General features: G+C 65.2%; 17 protein-coding genes. 5 read left to right on the plus strand and 12 right to left on the minus strand.

Annotated features, from left to right (window positions below; all coding sequences use genetic code 11):
• Positions 1-92: 92 nt before the first annotated feature.
• The gene (locus AC066Y_RS17790) at positions 93-320 is read right to left on the minus strand and encodes a hypothetical protein (RefSeq protein WP_478275000.1); all 228 of its coding nucleotides are present in this window, start codon (positions 318-320) and stop codon (positions 93-95) included.
• Between AC066Y_RS17790 and AC066Y_RS17795 the strand changes: the two genes are divergently transcribed.
• Positions 276-1,514, plus strand: coding sequence for a Spy/CpxP family protein refolding chaperone (locus AC066Y_RS17795; protein WP_478275001.1), 1,239 nt, complete (start codon positions 276-278; stop codon positions 1,512-1,514). The genes AC066Y_RS17790 and AC066Y_RS17795 overlap by 45 nt on opposite strands.
• Before the next feature lie 123 nt (positions 1,515-1,637).
• Positions 1,638-2,330: an ion channel gene (locus tag AC066Y_RS17800; protein ID WP_478275002.1), complete on the plus strand. Its 693-nt coding sequence runs from the start codon at positions 1,638-1,640 to the stop codon at positions 2,328-2,330.
• A 24-nt stretch (positions 2,331-2,354) separates the two neighbouring features.
• Here the strand turns inward: AC066Y_RS17800 and AC066Y_RS17805 are convergent, their stop codons facing one another.
• From AC066Y_RS17805 to AC066Y_RS17850, 10 genes are all read right to left on the minus strand, one after another.
• Complete coding sequence (locus AC066Y_RS17805; RefSeq protein ID WP_478275003.1) at positions 2,355-3,500, minus strand: alpha-hydroxy acid oxidase; 1,146 nt, start codon at positions 3,498-3,500, stop codon at positions 2,355-2,357.
• Positions 3,501-3,612: 112 nt separating this feature from the next.
• Positions 3,613-4,476, minus strand: a complete 864-nt coding sequence (locus AC066Y_RS17810) for a sugar phosphate isomerase/epimerase family protein (RefSeq protein ID WP_478275004.1) — start codon at positions 4,474-4,476, stop codon at positions 3,613-3,615.
• Positions 4,476-5,669, minus strand: a complete 1,194-nt coding sequence (locus AC066Y_RS17815; protein ID WP_478275005.1) for a dihydrodipicolinate synthase family protein — start codon at positions 5,667-5,669, stop codon at positions 4,476-4,478. The genes AC066Y_RS17810 and AC066Y_RS17815 overlap by 1 nt, the downstream gene beginning before the upstream one ends.
• Before the next feature lie 14 nt (positions 5,670-5,683).
• Positions 5,684-6,835 carry a Gfo/Idh/MocA family protein gene (locus tag AC066Y_RS17820; RefSeq protein ID WP_478275006.1) on the minus strand — a complete coding sequence of 384 codons (1,152 nt, stop codon included), beginning with the start codon at positions 6,833-6,835 and terminating at the stop codon, positions 5,684-5,686.
• Positions 6,832-8,235 (minus strand): enolase-like domain-containing protein, encoded by a 1,404-nt coding sequence (locus tag AC066Y_RS17825; protein ID WP_478275007.1) that lies wholly within the window; start codon positions 8,233-8,235, stop codon positions 6,832-6,834. The genes AC066Y_RS17820 and AC066Y_RS17825 overlap by 4 nt, the downstream gene beginning before the upstream one ends.
• 14 nt (positions 8,236-8,249) lie before the next feature.
• Positions 8,250-9,098: an ABC transporter ATP-binding protein gene (locus AC066Y_RS17830; protein WP_478275008.1), complete on the minus strand. Its 849-nt coding sequence runs from the start codon at positions 9,096-9,098 to the stop codon at positions 8,250-8,252.
• A 151-nt stretch (positions 9,099-9,249) separates the two neighbouring features.
• The gene (locus AC066Y_RS17835; protein WP_478275009.1) at positions 9,250-10,248 is read right to left on the minus strand and encodes an ABC transporter substrate-binding protein; all 999 of its coding nucleotides are present in this window, start codon (positions 10,246-10,248) and stop codon (positions 9,250-9,252) included.
• 61 nt (positions 10,249-10,309) lie between these two features.
• Positions 10,310-11,119, minus strand: a complete 810-nt coding sequence (locus AC066Y_RS17840) for an ABC transporter permease (protein WP_478275010.1) — start codon at positions 11,117-11,119, stop codon at positions 10,310-10,312.
• A 265-nt stretch (positions 11,120-11,384) separates the two neighbouring features.
• Positions 11,385-12,038: a TetR/AcrR family transcriptional regulator gene (locus AC066Y_RS17845; RefSeq protein ID WP_478275011.1), complete on the minus strand. Its 654-nt coding sequence runs from the start codon at positions 12,036-12,038 to the stop codon at positions 11,385-11,387.
• Positions 12,039-12,308: 270 nt separating this feature from the next.
• Complete coding sequence (locus AC066Y_RS17850; RefSeq protein WP_478275012.1) at positions 12,309-13,166, minus strand: VOC family protein; 858 nt, start codon at positions 13,164-13,166, stop codon at positions 12,309-12,311.
• A 222-nt stretch (positions 13,167-13,388) separates the two neighbouring features.
• On the opposite strand from AC066Y_RS17850, the gene AC066Y_RS17855 reads away from it, so the two are divergent.
• The gene (locus AC066Y_RS17855; protein ID WP_478275013.1) at positions 13,389-14,282 is read left to right on the plus strand and encodes a sugar kinase; all 894 of its coding nucleotides are present in this window, start codon (positions 13,389-13,391) and stop codon (positions 14,280-14,282) included.
• 21 nt (positions 14,283-14,303) lie between these two features.
• Positions 14,304-15,239, plus strand: coding sequence for a ribokinase (locus AC066Y_RS17860; RefSeq protein WP_478275014.1), 936 nt, complete (start codon positions 14,304-14,306; stop codon positions 15,237-15,239).
• Between the two features lie 101 nt (positions 15,240-15,340).
• On the opposite strand, the gene AC066Y_RS17865 is transcribed toward AC066Y_RS17860, so the two are convergent.
• Positions 15,341-16,558: an NAD(P)/FAD-dependent oxidoreductase gene (locus AC066Y_RS17865; RefSeq protein ID WP_478275015.1), complete on the minus strand. Its 1,218-nt coding sequence runs from the start codon at positions 16,556-16,558 to the stop codon at positions 15,341-15,343.
• Between the two features lie 259 nt (positions 16,559-16,817).
• Here AC066Y_RS17865 and AC066Y_RS17870 point away from each other — a divergent pair, with 259 nt between their 5' ends.
• Positions 16,818-17,609: an enoyl-CoA hydratase/isomerase family protein gene (locus AC066Y_RS17870; protein WP_478275016.1), complete on the plus strand. Its 792-nt coding sequence runs from the start codon at positions 16,818-16,820 to the stop codon at positions 17,607-17,609.
• Positions 17,610-17,611: the final 2 nt, after the last annotated feature.

Below are 17,611 nucleotides of genomic sequence, written 5' to 3' on the forward strand. Positions count from 1 at the left end.
CTCATATCACAGCGCCCAGCGTCGCAACGCACCGACCCGAATTCCGCCGTGGTGCGCCGCCGCAGCGCTCGGCTCCCCATGTGGCCGCGCCATCACGCCCAAGCCCACCGGCGCGCGTAAGCGAGCGACCGTCGCCGACCGAACGAATTCAACAGCGCCAGCAGCTCACCCAGCAACGCCAGCAGGCCACGCAGCAACGGCAGCGTGACACGCTCTCGCGCCAGACCGCGGAACGGCAGACCCGGATCGATCGACTGCAGCAACGCGTCCAGCAATTGCAGTCGCAAAAGGTCGAAGGCGCACGCGCGCAACGCGTCCATGACCGTGCCCTGCAGGCGCAGAACCGCCTGCTACAGCGCGAGCAGCGCTCACAGCAAGCCGACCTTGCCCGCCAGCAGCGACTGGCGCCGGCCACGACGGTTGGGGCCGCCGCCGCGACCACGGCCGCAGCGCAGGCCGCCCAGCGCGAGCGATTTGCGGCACGCTTCCGCGACCAGGCGGGCGCGCAAGGCCAGGCCGCGCTCGCGGCGCGCCAAGGCGGCTGGGCGCCCCGGAATGCCTGGCGGCGCGGCCACCGCGCAGCGTTCGTGGCGTGGCTGGGCCCGGTGTTCCTGCCTTACGCCTATTCGGACATCTTCGACTACACGTTCTGGTCCTACGCCTACGACCCCGGCTATTGGGCCTACGCCTACGACGACTTCGTCGACACCGTGTTCTGGGACACCAACAGTCCCTACTCCGCCTATGCCGGCATCGAGCCTGGCGATTATCCGCCGACCGCAGGCCGCACGCGATCCCGTCAACGCGCCGACATGAGTCCGCAGGCAATCCAGCAGCTTTGCGGTGAACCGGACAAGGGCGTCACGGCCTGGCCGCTTGCCGACATCGCGCGCGCGGTGCGGCCGAGCCAGCAGCAGCGCGTCTTGCTCGACGACCTGAAGACAGCAGCGGCCCAGGCCGCCAATGTCTTCAAGGACTCCTGCACCGACAGCTATGCCATGACGCCGACCGGCCGTTTGCGCTCGATGCTGAATCGCATCAGCTCGACGCTCGAGGCGATCAGGATCGTGCGGCCCGCGCTCGAGAATTTCTACAGCTCGCTCAGCGACGAGCAACAGGCCCGCTTCAACGCACTCGGTCCGCATATCGGCGAGCGTTCGCCGCACCAACAGCAAGCGACCGCGCAAGCCGGGAATTGCGGCGATTCGAAATCCGACCTGGCGCAACTGCCGATCAACCGGATCGATGCCTCGCTTCATCCGGCGGGCAAGCAGAAGGACGCGCTTGATCGCCTGAGCGATGCGACCACAAAGGCCATTGCGGATCTGCAGGCGGCCTGCCCGAACGACATTCCGCTGACGCCGGTCGGCCGGCTGGAGGCGATGCAACACCGGCTCGAGGCCATGCAGAAGGCCGCGAAGCTGATCGAGCCCGCGCTGGACAAGTTCTATGCCTTGCTGAGCAGCGAGCAGAAGGCACGCTTCAACACCCTGGAGCGGGTCGCGAGCCCCTGAGGCCCAGCCTACCATCCCGACCGCCCGGCACGCGAGGCCGGGCTCCGTCTTGCCTTTGCCGCTGCCCCGCAGCAATGTTTGGCGCCGGCGCATCCTGAAGCGATGCCGAACGGCGGGGCGGATATGAAGCGGGGTTGGACGAGCATCGGTGAGCTGCGCGAGCGCTGGGGTGATTCCCTGCTGACCGTGTTCACGGCCCTGATCATGATCATGATGTTCGTGATCGCACCGCTCCAGGCCCTCGGCCTGTTCGAATTCCAGATCTTCGAGCTGCTGCTCGCGCTGTTCCTGGTCGGCGGCGTGTTCCTGATGTCGGGAAGCGCAATCGCGGTCGCCGCGATGCTGATTGCGCTCGCCATGATCGTCACGGGCGGAGTCCTGAGGCTACGTTCGCCCTCGATCCTCGACCTCAATCTGTTCGCTGGCTCGTGGCTGATCGTCGGCATCACCCTGGCTGTGACGGTGGCTCGCGCGACATTCGCGCCGGGCCGCGTCACCTATCACCGCGTGATCGGCGCCGTCCTGCTCTATCTGTCCGTTGCCGTGATCTTCTCGGCCCTCTACACCTTCATCGGCACGCTGCTGCCGAACGCCTTTTCCGGAATGAAGATGGAGGACAGTCCTGCGCTGGCGAACCAGCTGATCTATTTCAGCTTCATGACGTTGACGACCACCGGCTATGGCGACGTCGCTCCGCTGCATCCGATCGCACGCAGCCTGTGCAATCTCGAGGCGATCTTCGGTCAGCTCTATCCCGCAACGCTGCTGGCGCGGCTCGTGACGCTCGAGATCACGCACAGCGATCAGGATTCGTGAGCGCAATCGAGATTGGCCGGGCGGCTATCTGAACCGCAGGTTTGCCCGGGAGAGCTGGCTGATCGAGGAACACCCCATCAGCCGCATGTCCCGCACCAGCTCCGCCTGCAGCAGACCAAGCGCCCGCTCGACCCCGGCCTGGCCGGCCGACGCCAGCGGATAGAGATAGAAGCGTCCGAGGCCGACGGCCTTGGCGCCCAGCGACAGCGCTTTCAGCACATGGCTGCCCCGCTTGATGCCGCCGTCCATCATCACATCGATCCGGTCGCCCACGGCATCGACGATCTCGGCCAGCTGATCGAACGCCGCCCGCGAGCCATCGAGCTGCCGGCCGCCGTGGTTGGACAGAATGATGCCGGTGCAGCCGATCTCGACCGCGCGTTTGGCATCATCAACCGACATGACGCCCTTCAGGCAGAACTGTCCGTTCCACTCCCGGACCATTTTGGCCACATCGTCCCATGTCATGGCGGGATCGAGCATTTCCGTGAAATAACGCCCGATCGACATGGCACCGCCGCTCATATCGACATGCTCGTCGAGTTGCGGCAGCTTGAAACTCTCATGCGTGACGTAGTTGATGGCCCACGCCGGCTTGATGGCGAATTGCAGCATGCCGCCGAGCGTCAGCCTGAAGGGGATCGAAAACCCGGTCCGCAGGTCGCGCTCGCGGTTGCCGCCGGTGATGCTGTCGACGGTCAACATCATCACGTTGACGCCGGCCTGCTTGGCACGCTGCATCATCGCCGTGTTCAGGCCTCGGTCCCGGTGAAAATAGAACTGATAGACTTGCGGCGTGTCGTAAGCTTTGCGCAATTCCTCCAGGCTCACGGTACCGAGCGAGGACACGCCAAACATCGTACCGAATTTCGCCGCGGCGGCTGCGACCGCCCTTTCGCCCTGATGATGAAACAGACGCTGCAGCGCGGTTGGCGAACAATAGAAAGGCGTCGCCAGCTTCTGGCCCATCACGGTGACCGAGAGATCCACATTCTCCACGCCGCGCAGGACGTTGGGCACCAGGTCGCAGCGCTCGAAGCTCGCGGTGTTCTGCCGAAGCGTCGCCTCATCGTCCGCCCCGCCGTCGATGTAATCGAAGATCGGCCCCGGGAGCCGCCGCCGCGCCAGTTCGCGGAAGTCATGGAAGTTGTGGCAGTGGCTCAAGCGCATGTCGTGCTCCGAAGGTCCAGACCGCGGAGTTCAACGGCCTCCAGTGCCGTTCACACCCACACCCCCGGAATAACGGGCACGCTTCGCCTTGTCCATCGAACCGGTCGTTGGGTCAGACCACCCTCCGATGCCGCTCGACGCAGGTCCGCAGCACGTCGTCCAGCGGACGGCTCCACCAGTCATTCGAGAAGATCTCGATCTCCGAATAACCGGCAAAGCCCTGTGCTTCGACCATCGCGCGGACGGATTTGATGTCGATGATCCCATCGCCCATCATGCCGCGATCATTGAGGATATCCCTGGTCGGCACCAGCCAGTCGCAGACGTGGAACGCGAGCAGCCGGTCCTTGCCGGCGCGCGCGATCTGGCTCTTGAGTTCGGGATCCCACCAGATGTGATAGACGTCGAGCGCGACGCCGATCGCACCGGTGCGGCCGGGATCGAGCGCGTCGCAGATGTCGAGGGCATGTTTCGTGGTGTTCACGCAGGCGCGGTCGGCGGCATAGGCCGGATGCAGCGGTTCGATCGCGAGCGGCAGCTTTGCCTTTTTTGCATACTCCAGCATCTCGGCGATGCCGTCATGCACCTGCGACCGTGCCGCAGCGATATCCTTGGACGCCGCGCTGCCCGGCCGCGAATATTGCGGCAGGCCGCCGACCACCAGCACGATGCAGGAAGCGCCGAGCGCTGCCGCCTCGTCCACCGCGCGGCGGTTGTCGTCACGCGCCTCGCTGCGACGTGCGCTATCGGCCGTGAACATGCCGCCGCGGCAATAGCCTGACAGATCGAGCCCGGCGTCCTTGACCGCGCGCACAGCGCGGTCGAGGCCGATGGCAGCGACCTGGTCACGCCAGGGATCGATCGCGCGGATGCCGTGGCGCGCACAGGCATCGATGATGGCGAGAAGATCGCCCTGCTTGCGGACCGTCGCCGTGTTGAGCGACAGCCAACGGTGATCTCTGGAAAAATCACGCATCAGGCGTCAACGCCCCGCGTGGCCATGATCGCCGCCATTCGACGCGTCGCGAGCTCCGGACTGGCGAGCAGCCCCGCCTGGTCGGCGAGCCGGAACAGCTCGGCAAGATGCAGGGTCGAGCGCGCGCTCTCCTGCCCGCCGACCATCGTGAAGTGATCCTGATGGCCGTTGAGATAGGCCATGAACACGATGCCGGTCTTGTAGAAGCGCGTCGGCGCCTTGAAGATGTGGCGCGACAGCGGCACCGTCGGTCCCAGCACGTCGTGGAAGCCGGCCTCGTCGCCCGCAGCCAGGCGCGACAGCGCATAGGACGCGGCGGGCGCGATGGCATCGAAGATTCCGAGCAGCGCGTGGGAAAATCCCTTGTCGTCGCCGGCGATCAGCTCCGCATAGTTGAAATCGTCGCCGGTGTACATTTTCACGCTGCTGTCGAGCCGTCGCCGCATGTCGATCTCGCGCTGCTTGTCGAGCAGCGAGACCTTGACGCCATCGACCTTGGCCGCATTGGCGTTGATGATTGCAACCGCCGTGTCCATCGCCTCGTCGAGATCGGCCGTACCCCAATAGCCTGACAGCGCTGGATCGAACATGTCACCGAGCCAGTGGATGATCACGGGCTCGCGGACCTGCGACAACACCCGGTCATAGACCTTCGCGTAATCGTCCGCATTCCTGCCGAGTTTTGCCAGCGCGCGAGAGGCCATCAGGATGATGCGTCCCCCCGCTTTCTCGACTGCCACGATCTGTTCCTCATAGGCGCGGATCACGTCGTCGATCGATTTGGCGTCCTCCACCGCGAGGTGATCGGTGCCGGCGCCCGAGAACACCAGCGCATTGCCTCTTGCCTTCGCCGCCTTCACCGAGCGCTGGATCAATTCGAGCGACGTCGCCCAGTCCAGGCCCATGCCACGCTGGGCGGTATCCATCGCCTCGGCAACGCCAAGGCCGAGGTCCCAGACGTGTTCGCGGAACGCGATCGTCTTGTCCCAGTCGATCGCAGCGGTCAGCCAGGGATCGACGTCGGCCCGCGGATCGGCCACCACATGGGCGGCAGAGAACGCGACGCGGTTCAGCGTGCCCTCGAGCTTCGCCGGAAAGGTCCGCGACGCTGCCAGGCGATAGGTCTCGAGACCACCATCGGCGGTCGGCAGCTTCAGCGACAGCGACGATATCGGCAGGACCGGCTTGTTCATGACAACGTCCTTTCTCAGACCACGATCGGGGCGACGTCGATCCAGCGCCGCTCCTTCCAGCTCTTCAGCGCACATTCGGCGAGTTGCACGCCCTTGGCGCCTTCGAGCAGGGTGTATTTGTAGGGCGCATCCTCGCAGACATGGCGGATGAACATCTCCCACTGCTCCTTGAAGCCGTTGTCGAAGACGACGTTGTCGGGAAGCTTCTGCCAGTCGGTATAGAAATCGTACATGCGCTTCTCGTCCGGATTCCACACCGGCCGCGGCGTGGCCTGGCGCGCCTGGATGACGCAGTCGGTCAGGCCCGCAACCGCCGAGCCGTGGGTGCCGTCGACCTGGAAGGTGACGAGGTCGTCGCGGTAGACGCGCGTCACCCAGCTCATGTTGATGTGGGCGATCACGCCGCCCTTCAGCTTGAAGGTGGCGTAAGCGGAATCGTCGGCGGTCGCCTGGTACTTCTTGCCCTTCTCGTCATAGCGCTCGGGGATATCGGTCGTGCCGATGCAGACCACGCTCTCGACTTCGCCAAAGAGATTGTCGAGCACGTAGCGCCAATGGCAGACCATATCCAGAATGATGCCGCCGCCATCCTCGGCACGGTAGTTCCAAGACGGCCGCTGCGCCTCCTGCCAGCCGCCCTCGAACACCCAATAGCCGAATTCGCCGCGTACCGAGAGCATGCGGCCGAAGAAGCCGGAGTCGCGCAGGAAGGCGAGCTTCTTCAGGCCCGGCAGGAACAGCTTGTCCTGCACCGTGCCGTGCTTGAGCCCCCTGGCATTGGCGAGCTTCACGACCGCAACGGCTTCCTCGAGATTGGTCGCGATCGGCTTCTCGCAATAGACATGCTTGCCGGCGTTGATCGCCTTGGTCAGCAGCGACGGCCGCGCCTGCGTGGTGGCAGCATCGAAGAACAGAGTGTCGCCCTTGTCGGCCAGCGCGCGATCGAGATCGGTGGTGTGGCGCTCGATGTTGAAGCGTTTGGCCAGGCTGGCGACCTTCTCGGCATCGCGGCCGACCAGGATCGGATCGGGCATGATGCGGTCGCCGTTCGCGAGCAGCACGCCGCCCTGCTCGCGGATCGCAACGATCGAGCGGATCAGATGCTGGTTGAGCCCCATCCGGCCCGTAATGCCGTTCATGATCAGGCCGAGGCGCTTGGTCGTCATGCTGTCTGCTCCTGCGAAACGCGTGGTGTGGGCCGCTTCAGCGGCTGCATGGTGGACCAGTCCGGATGGATCGAACTGGCAAAGCCCTGTGCGGCGGCGATCGACCCCGTCAGCAGGTCGCCGTCGTGGATCGCGAGGCGGACCTTGCCGCCGGCGCGCGTGTAGAGATCGGGATGCGCGGCGAGGAAGGCGTCGGCCTCATCGGCCGGGGTGTCGGCAAAGCCGTCGACGTAATGATGTCCATTGCGTTCGGCATGGGTGACGCCGATCAGCGCCCCGAGCGCGAGATCCTGCTGCACGGCGAGCCCGGCCTGACAGGTCAGGTCCTCGCCGCTGATGAAATACCGGCCATCGGCGCCCCACGCCGCCGCACGCGTGGCATTGATGATCGACTTGTAGATGCCCTTGCACGATTTCGAGGAGATGCCGCGATAGCCGAGCGCCCGCGCCTGCGGGAACGCATCGTAGGAATCGTCGGCCTCGTCGATGATGAAGCTGCGCGCGGCCAATCCCCCGAGCGGCGATGCCTTGGTGATATCGCGCGGCATCGGCTGCTCGATGTAGAGCAGGTTTGCCGCGATCGGTTCAAGCGCCGCGTCGTGGTCGAGCCGGTCGACCAGCGCGTTCAGTGCGGCAAGGTCGGCATATTGCTCGTTGGCGTCGAGCGTGACCTGGGTAGCGTAAGGCAGCCTAGTGAGCTCGGCGCCGATCCGCGCCAGCCGCGCCGCGTCATGGGCGGGATCGCCGTTCAGCTTGAGCTTGAAATAGCGCGCACCGGCATTCTCGCCTGCGTCGGCGACTCCGCCCTCGCCTTCAACCTTGTCGTCCATCCCGACCGTATGCCTGACCGCCACACGGTCGATCCGCCTGCGTGTTGAAAGGAACCGCGCGATAGCCGCGTCGTCGACATCCGGCGTCAGCCGGGCGTCGATGCCGGCGATATTGCCGGCTATGGCGTCGAAGAAGTTCGCGCCGGCCACGCGCAGCAGCGCATCCAGGATTGCCTTGTCGATCTCGGCCGGGCCGAAGCTCGCTGCGAGTGGCGGAATGTCCTGCACAGCGCAGGCCGCGACCTGCGGACCGATACAGGCGGCGTGCAGGCCGAACGCGGTGTCAAAGCCCCTGTTCGCCAGATAGAGCTCGCGGGCAATCGCAAGCGAACGGCGCAGTCCGTCGAGCGACCGCGCCTCGGTCAGATGCGGCCGCTTGTCGAACCACTTCGGCGCCAGCATCTCGGCACTGGCGCCGGTGGCGCGGCCCTTGCCTTCCACCTCGATCTCGACCCGCACGAACAGCTGCGTCGACGCGGTGATCGTCACGGCGCCGAAACGGAACGGCCGGGCAAACACCAGCGGCCGTTCGAAGAAGGCGATATCGTTGACTTTGAGGCGAAGCGGCATTGGAGACTCGGGTGTTAGTCCAGCGACCCCTGCGTGAAGAAATGCTTGCGGATCCGCTGCACCAGTTCGGTGAAGACGGGATCGGACATGGTCTCGAGCGAGCGCGGCCGTGGCATCGGCACGTCATAGATCGCGGCGATCGCGCCGGGCCGCTCGGTCATCACGAGAACGCGGTCGGCGAGGAACACGGCTTCCGGGATCGAGTGCGTGATCAACAGCACCGTCTTGCCGGTCTCGCGCTGGATCCGCATCAGCTCGACATTCATCCGCTCGCGCGTCATGGCGTCGAGCGCCCCGAACGGCTCGTCCATCAGCATGATCTTGGGATCGTGCACCAGCGCGCGGCAGATCGAGGCGCGCTGCTGCATGCCGCCGGACAGCTGCCAGGGCAGCTTTTTCTCGAAACCCTCGAGCCCGACCAGCTTCAGCAGCGCCTTGGCGCGGGCGAGATATTTGTCCCGCGGCAGCTGCTTCATGTCGATCGGCAGCATCACGTTGGAGAGGATGTTGCGCCACGGCAGCAGCAGCGCATTCTGGAACACGATGCCGACATTGCCATGCGGCCTGGTCACCGGCTCGCCGTCGACCAGCACCTCGCCCGTCGTCGGCGGCAACAGGCCCGAGATCATCTTCAGCAGCGTGGACTTGCCGCAGCCGGAAGGCCCGACCACGACAAAGAACTCGCCGTCATTGATGGTGAAGTCGAGTGGCCGCAGCGACGGCACGTCGCCGTCGCGCGACCGGTAGGTCTTCGACACGCCCGACAGCGTGATGCCCGGCGTGGCGCCGGCCGCGCGATCCGACACCAGGCGCAGATGCGCGGCGGGCTGGCCGACTTCTACTGGTTTGGTTGCAGGATTCATCGCGTCCCTCTCCACTCGTCGTCCCTGCGCAAGCAGGGACCCATACTCCGTGTTCTCTCGTTTGGGCAGGCGGGCAGAGGCCTTCCGCACCAATCAGGGCCGGTGGTTATGGGTCCCTGCTTTCGCAGGGACGACAGCGGGAGTTTACGGTTCACGAGTCACCCTTCGGCAGATAGTCGTTGGTGTAGAACGCCTTCGGATTGGCCTTGGCCTTGGCGTCGAGGCCACCATACTCGACCATCAGATTGACCGACTCGGTCATGTTCTGATCGGTGACCTGGAACGGCCGCTTGGCCTTGGTCTCCGCCGTGCGATAGAGCGGGATCGTCAGCTCAAAACCCTGGGTCAGCGTGTCGATCTTGCCGCCCTTCGGGTTGGCGTCGAGGATCGACTGCGCGGCCGCCTTCGGCTCTTTCTCCGCGGCTTCCACCGCCTTGGTGGTCGCCGACATGAAGCGGCGGACCAGGTCGGCATTGGCCTTCACATAGTCTGAGTTCGCGATGATGCCCGACGACACCATGTTGATGCCGTAGTCGGCGAACTTGATCGGATAGACGTCCTTGCCGGTGGCGTCCTTGATCTTCATCGACTGGTCCATGACGTAGCCGAGCAACAGATCGGCCTGGCCGTTGATCACGGCGTTGAGCTTGGTCTGGCCGTCGCCGGCGACGGTCTGGAAGTCGCTTTCCTTCAGCCCGGTCTTCTTCAGGAACAGCGGCCAGATCTGCGTCATCGAATCCGCCGGCGTGATCGCGACCGTCTTGCCCTTGATGTCCTCCGGCTTCCTGATGTTCTTGTCGACGAAGCCCATCGCCGACATCGGGCTGGTCTGCAGCAGCACGCCGGTGGCGATGACAGGCGCCCCCTTCACCGCGGCGCGCATCATCGTGGGCACGTCGACATAGCCGAAATCGGCGGTCTTGGCCGCCACCGCCTGCGTGGTCGCGGCCGAGCCGCGGCCTTCCTGGATCTCGAGGTCGATGCCCTCGGCAGCATAGATGCCCTTGGCCTTGCCGTAATAGAACGGCGCGTGCTCGCCATAGACGTACCAGTTCAGCATCAGCACGACCTTGTCGGCCGCGGACACGGGCGCCACCGCAAGCGCGGTCCAGGCCAGTGCCGCGCCGGCGACCGCAATCAAACGCTTCATGGTTGTTCTCCCTTTTTATTGTACCGCGGCCCTTGTCTGGGCCGCTTGTCCGGTTACTGCGCTAGGACGCGAAGATGATGTCGTCGCGCTGGCTGACGTGCCACGGGATCACCAGCCGCTCGATGCGGTCGACGATCCAGAACAGGATGACGCCGAGCAGCGCCAGGATCACCAGCGCTGCGAACATCGTCGGCAGGTCGAAGGTACCGATCGAGCGCTGCATCACATAGCCGATGCCGGAATTGGAGCCGACGAACTCGCCCACCACCGCGCCGACCACGGCGAGTGTCACCGACACCTTCAGGCCGGAGAAGATCGCTGGCATCGCATGCGGCAGGTTGACCGCACAGAACACCTTGAAGCGGCTGCCCTGCATCGCGCGCGCCAGATCGACCATGTCGGGATCGACCGACTTGAAGCCCTGCACGGCCGAGACCACGACGGGGAAGAAGCCGAGCAGGAACGCGGAAATCACCTTGGGGACGATGCCGAAGCCGAACCACACCACGAACAGCGGCGCGATCGCGATCTTCGGCACCGATTGGGAGAACACCAGGAGCGGATAGACGTAGCTCTCGACCGTCTTCGAGCCCGCGATCAGCATCGCTGTGGGAATGCCGAACAGCGCCGAGAGCAGGAAACCGCAGATCGTCGCATAGGTGGTCGGCCAGGACTGCCGCAGCAACTCCGGCCAGTCGCTCCACAGCACCGCGACGACGTCGCCGGGCGACGGGATCTGATAGGCCGGGATGTGGAACAGCCGGATCCCAAGGTCCCAAGCCACCACGATGACCACCAGGAACAGGAACGGACGCACCCACGCCGCATTCAGCACCTTCGACACGCCCGAAGGGCTCTTTGCCTCCGCCACGTCACGCTCCCTTCTAGTCTCTCTCGTTCGAGTAGAAATTAACCCGTTGGATAAATACTGTCCAGCCCCCGGCACGCGGCAAAATCGCGCCGAAGCACGCTACTTTCGTCAGGCGAGATTTTTGGATTTGAGTCCGTAGCCCGGATGCAGCGCAGCGAAATCCGGGACCGCATTATCCGCGGATGCAGCTCCCCGGATTGGGCTTCGCTCCATCCGGGCTACGCGCCGAAATGCTGGGCAATGAGCGCGAATGAGTCGCGCGCCCTCACACCACGCGGTGTTCCGCAGCGTGCCGCACCGGCATCGCGCCAAACGCGGCGGTGGACTTGCCGGTCAGCGCCGCCAGCACCAGCGCGGTCATGTGCTCGAGGCGCTGGTCGCGGGCGTCCTTCTTGAGCAGGTCGCGGCCGAAGATCACGCTCAGCGTGGCGCTGTTGGAGAGATAAAAGAACGCCATCCCGGCGATCGAGATATAGAGCTGCACCGGATCGACCGCGTCGCGGAAATCGCCGCTTTCGACCCCACGCGTCACCACGGTGCGGATCATCTCGACAAAGGGCGAGTGCATCGACTTGACCTTGGTCGAGCGCTTCAGGTGCTTTGCCTTGGCGAGGTTTTCCGTGTTCAGCAACGCCAGGAACTCTGGATTGCGCAGAAAATAGTTCCACGTGAAATTAATCAGGCGCGCGATCGCCTCGGGCGGGTCGAGATGCTCGAGATCGAGCGAGCGCTCCTCGGCGCGGATCTTCTCGTAGGCGCCCTCAAGCACCTCGAGATAGAGATCCTCCTTGTTGCCGACATGGTAATAAAGCATGCGCTTGTTGGCGTCGGCATTGGCCGCGATGCGATCAACCCGAGCGCCGGCAAGGCCATGGGCGGCGAATTCCTGCTTGGCCGCCTCGAGAATCCGCAGCCGCATCCCCTGGGGGTCGCGCTGCCATCTCTGTATCCGCTTTGCTTTGGCCAAATCGATCGCCCGTGATGCTGGGTTGATGAATGTAGCATGACGCGCGGCGTTTGCGAACGAATGTTGTCGTGACGGCGATGCGGGAATATTTCTCGCAGCTGCCACAGCCACTCCTTCGTCATTCCCCGGTGCGCAATTGCGCACCGGGGAATGACGGAGGAGATCGGCGCTCGGATTGCCGGCGGTGCACGCTGTCGTGACGACGAGCGGATGAAACGCGGCCTAGTCTGGCTTTCCCTGTGAGGGCTGCACCAGAAGCGTCGGCACGCCGCACGTGCCGTTGCGCACCGTCATCACGCGCGTGCCGGGCTTGCGGCCGGTGCGAATCTCGGAGACGTCGACGCCGGCCGCAACCAGCCGCGCGCGCGTGGCATCGATATCGGTGACGCGCCAGCAGATGCCGCGCAGCCGGTCCGGCGCGTCCGTCTCCGCTTTGTTTTCCTTGCCCGGCCGGTGCGTGACCTCGACCACGAGGTCGCCGCAACGGAAGAACATCAACCGGCCCCATTCGGGATGCGACCGGTCGAGCGCCATGTCGAGCCCGAGCCGCGCGCCATAGAGCGCGGCCGCGCGTTCCGGGTCGGCGGTCGAGACCACCACATGATCCATCGCGGTGATCGAGGCCGGCGTGGTGCGCACCGACAGCGGCCGCTCCTGCGCCCGCTCCAGGAAAAACATGCGCACGCCGCGCGTCGCATCGGTCGCCGCGCGCGTCCGCTTCCACGACAGCGTGGCGCCGCTGGTCTCGTCGCGGCTCTCGACCTCGGCGACGGGCTCGGGCTTCAGGGTCAGCCGCTCAAGCTTGCGGTGTGTCCTTGCAATATCGCTGGTGCGGAAGCAGAGGCTCGCAAGCCCCTCGCCTTGCGTGACGAGCGCGCTGCGGACGCGCTGGGCGGCATCGTCATCGCCGCGCGGCGCCATCAATTCCAGCGTCGTGTTGTCGAGCGTGAACAGCACGCGGTCGGCGCCGTCGCCGCTGTTGCGCCAGGCCGGCGCCCGCGCAAACAGCCTCTCGTAGGCGGCGCTGGCGGCAGCAATGTCGCCGGTGAGGACGACGACATGATCGAGACCGGTAATCATGGCTTTGGCCTCCCCGAATCTGCCGTCATTGTGCTTCTCCTTACGAATCCCGGAACCACGCCCTGCCACCGGCCGTTATGCCGCATACCAGAACGGCCCGGTACATCCATCATCTCTACCTGTAAACCAAGCAGGGTTGCGAATAATTTCAGCGATATCGGCCGATCAGCGGTGCTAGTCTGATCTTCGGCCGGGACCACACCAAGCGATCACGGGAAGCGAATGCAGGCTCTCTTCATTGGACAGACCTATATCGACGTCACCTTCATCACGGATCACATGCCTGTCGGCGACGAGAAGCACGTTGCGGACGCCTATGCGGTGTCGTTCGGCGGCAACGCGGTGACCGCGGCGTTCTGCTGCGCCAAGCTCGGCGTCGAGCCGGACCTGATCGCCACCATGGCCAATGACTGGCTGGGACGGATGTTCTGGGACATGGCCGACAGGTACGGCATCTCGTTCCATCCCCGCAAGGTGAACTCCTCCTCGCTGTCCTTCATCATGCCGAACGACGGCAAGCGCGCCATCGTCCGCTGCCGCGACGACCAGCACATCCACCCCTTTCCACTGCTGAACATCAAGGGCTGCCGCGCGCTGCACATCGACGGCCACCAGCCGGACGCCGCGATCCACTATGCAAAGCTCTGCCGTGAGGACGGTATCCTGACCTCGCTCGACGGCGGCGGCCTGCGCACCAACACCCACGAGCTGCTCGCATTCATCGACGTCGCGATCGTCGCCGAACGGCTGTGCGAGCAGATGGACAAGACGCCGGACCAGATGCTCGACTATCTCAAGAGCCGCGGCTGCCGGGTCGGCGGCATCACCATGGGTGAGCGCGGCCTGCTCTGGTATGACGAGGCGGGCAAGGTGCAAACGCTGCCGGCGTTTCCGATCCCGCGCAAGCGCGTGATCGACACCAACGGCGCGGGCGACGTCTTCCATGGCGCCTACATCTACTCCTATCTGTCAAACCCGAGCAAAGGCTGGCATGAGCATTTCAAGTTCGCGCGTGCGGCGTCGACCTTCAAGATCCAGAAGCTCGGCAACGAAGCCGGCCTGCCGACGCTCGCCGATATCGCGGCGGTCAAGCAGGAGTTTCGCGCAGAAGCCTGACACGGCTGAATGGGGTTAGGGATGGGGCGCGTCTTCGTCGCAGGCAGCATCAATATGGACGTGGTGGTGACCGCCGAACGCCATCCGAAGGTCGGCGAAACCGTAGCCGGCGATGCCGTGCTGTATTTTCCCGGCGGCAAGGGCGCCAACCAGGCGGTAGCGTCGGCCAAGCAGGGCGTGCCGACCACGCTGGTCGGCCGGCTCGGCACCGATGCGTTCGGCAAGGAGCTGAGAGCCTTCCTCGCCGCGCAAGGCGTCGATCTCAGCTTCGTCAAGGACACCGGCGGCGCGCATTCGGGCACGGCGATCATCACGCTTGCCAATGCCGACAACACGATCGTCGTCGTGCCGGGCGCCAACGGGCTGGTCGATGCCGATGATGTCGCAGCCCCCGTGCTTGCGAAGGGTGACGTCGCGGTCAGCCAGTTCGAGATCCCGCTGCCGACGATCGCCGCATTCTTCAGCCGCGCCCGCGCCGCCGGCGCCACCACGATGCTCAATCCGGCCCCGGCGAAACAGGCCGACGGTGCATTGCTTGATCTCGTCGATATCCTGATCCTCAACGAGACCGAGCTCGGCTTGCTCACCGGAACGGAGCTGCGCGACAGCGACGCCCCCTCCTGCTTTGCCGAGGCGGCGCGCGCGTTGGGGCAAGGCAAGATCGTCTGCGTCACGCTCGGCAAGCGCGGCGTTCTTGCGCTGGTCGAGGGCCAGCCGCTGCTGGTGCCCGGACGCGCGGTCAAGGCCGTCGACACCACAGGCGCCGGCGATTGCTTCGTCGGCGCCCTCGCCTCGCAGCTCGCCATCGGCAAGCAGCTCGGCGACGCGCTGGCTTACGCCAACATTGCCGCCTCGATCTGCGTGCAACGGATGGGGGCTGCGCCGTCGATGCCGACGGCACAGGAGGTGAAGGACGCTCTCTCTACACGTCGTCCCGGCGAAGGCCGGGACCCATAACCACCGGCTACAGTTTGGGGCACGCGCATAGTGACTGCGTTCATCTCCGCCAATAACCGCCGCGGAGTATGGGTCCCGGCCTTCGCCGGGACGACCAGGGGTTAGGAAAGCGCGCTCTTCAAATCAAAGCTCGCATCCGCCGCCTGCTCCGGCGTGATCGAACCGCCCGCGCCGAGCAGCCGGCGGCCGAACATGTGATCGCCGGCGCGATTGACCGACTCGATGCCGAGCAGCCTGTCACCGCGATAGCAAAACGCCGAGAATGCCCCCTGCGCGCGGTCGCCGCGCACCACGACGCGGTCGTAGCCGGTGGTCAGACCCGCCATCTGCAGCTTGTCGGGACCCTGGTCGCTCCAGAACCACGGCAGGCCGTCATAGACCTCGGTCTTGCCGGTCAGGCGCGAGGCCACGCAGCGCGCATGATCGGTCGCGTTCTGCACCGACTCCAGCCGCAGCGATCCGCCGAAGCGCTTGCTGGTGTAGAGCGCGCAATCGCCGATCGCGGAGATATTCGGATCGGCGGTCGAAAGATGCTCGTCGACGATGATGCCCGATGCGACCGGCAGGCCGGCCTCCGCAGCGAGCTCGACATTCGGCAGCACGCCGACGCCGACCACGACGAGATCGGCAGGGATGTGCGTGCCGTTGCTCAGGCTGACGCCGGTGACCTTGGCGCCATCGGCCTCGATCGCCGTAACCTGCACCCCGAGGTGGATCCGGATGCCGGCCGCGCCATGGCGGGACTGCGAGAACTCGGAGATCTCCGCAGTCACCGCGCGCGCCATCACGCGCGAGGCGAGCTCGACCACGTCGACCTCGAGGCCCTTGGCCCGCGCGGTGGCCGCGAATTCGAGCCCGATGAAGCCCGCGCCGATCACGACGACGCGCATGCCGGGCGCGAGCAAATCGCGCAGCGCCTGGCTCTCATCCAGGATGCGCAGGTAGCGGACGGCGTCGAGCTTTGCGTTGGGAATATCGAGCAGCCGGTTCCGCGCGCCGGTCGCGAACACCAGATGGCCGTAGTCGAGCGACGTGCCGGAGGCGAGCGCCACTTTCCGCGCGTTGCGGTCGACCGCGTGGGCGCGATCGGTGATCAGCTCGATCTTGTTGTCCTGGTAGAACTTGTCGGGCCGGAACATCAGGGACTCGGGCCCGCCGGTCCCCTTCAGATAGGCCTTCGATAAAGGCGGCCGCTGGTACGGCAAATGGCCCTCGTCATTGATCAGGGCGATGCGCTCGGCGAAGCCGGCCTGGCGCAGCGACGCCGCGAGCTGGAAGCCGGCATGTCCGGCGCCGACGATGATGACCGAGCCTGTCATCGAAACAACCCAAATACGCGCGAGCAGGAGTGACCCATGCCGTTTCCTCTTGTCGATGTTAGCTTGCGTGCCCCGTCACCACAGCGCTCGTGTCTGCGTACCGAAGGCGCGCGCCATTTGGCCCCATGGCTCGCCCTGATGCAAGGGGGTCGCCGGCAAATCTGGACACCAGAAAGCCGCCTCCAGGCCCCTGCCGGATTGCCACGGCTGCCGTCAAGGCCTTAAATGTCCGGAAATAACAAGCCCAAGGTCTTCAAAAATGCCCGATCCCGCCTCCCCCAACGACCCCGCTTTGCTCCGCATCGACGGCGCCATCGCGACCATCACGCTGAACCGGCCGGCCGCGTTCAACGCGATCGACATGACGATCGCCAAAAAGCTCGAGCAGCTCGGCGCCGAGGTCGAAGCCAACAAGGACATCCGCGTGCTGGTCATCGAGGGCGAAGGCCGTGCCTTCTGCGCCGGCGGCGACCTGCAAACCATCGGTGCTGCGACCGAAGCCAACAACGTCGCGCCCGTGGTCGGCGAAATGCTTCACCACTATCACGCCTTCATCGAGACGGTTCGGCGGATGCCGAAGGTCGTGCTGTCCAGCGTGCACGGGTCGGCGGCCGGCGCCGGCATGGGCCTCGCCTTCGTGACCGACCTGTGCATCGCCGCGGAGGATGCCCGTTTCACGCCCGCCTATGCCAAGATCGGCGTATCGCCCGACGGCGGCAGCACGGTCGGCATCGTCGGCACGGTCGGGACCCGTCGCGCGCTGCAGATTTTCCTTGCCGAGGATGGCTTCACCGCGCAGCAAGCCTATGAATGGGGACTGGTCGTCAAGACCGTCCCCGCAGCCGAGCTGAAGGCGGCCACCCGGCAGCTCGCCGAGCGCCTGGCGAAAAATCCGCCCGCCGCGATCGCCGGGACCAAGTCGCTGGTCTATCAGGCTGCCACCATGCCGACCAAGCAGCAGCTCGATGCCGAGGAGCACAGGATCATCACATCGATGCATACCGAGGATTTCCGCGTCGCCGTGAAGAAGTTCACCAGCAAATCGAAATAGAG

This window comes from Bradyrhizobium sp. USDA3010, assembly GCF_056429065.1.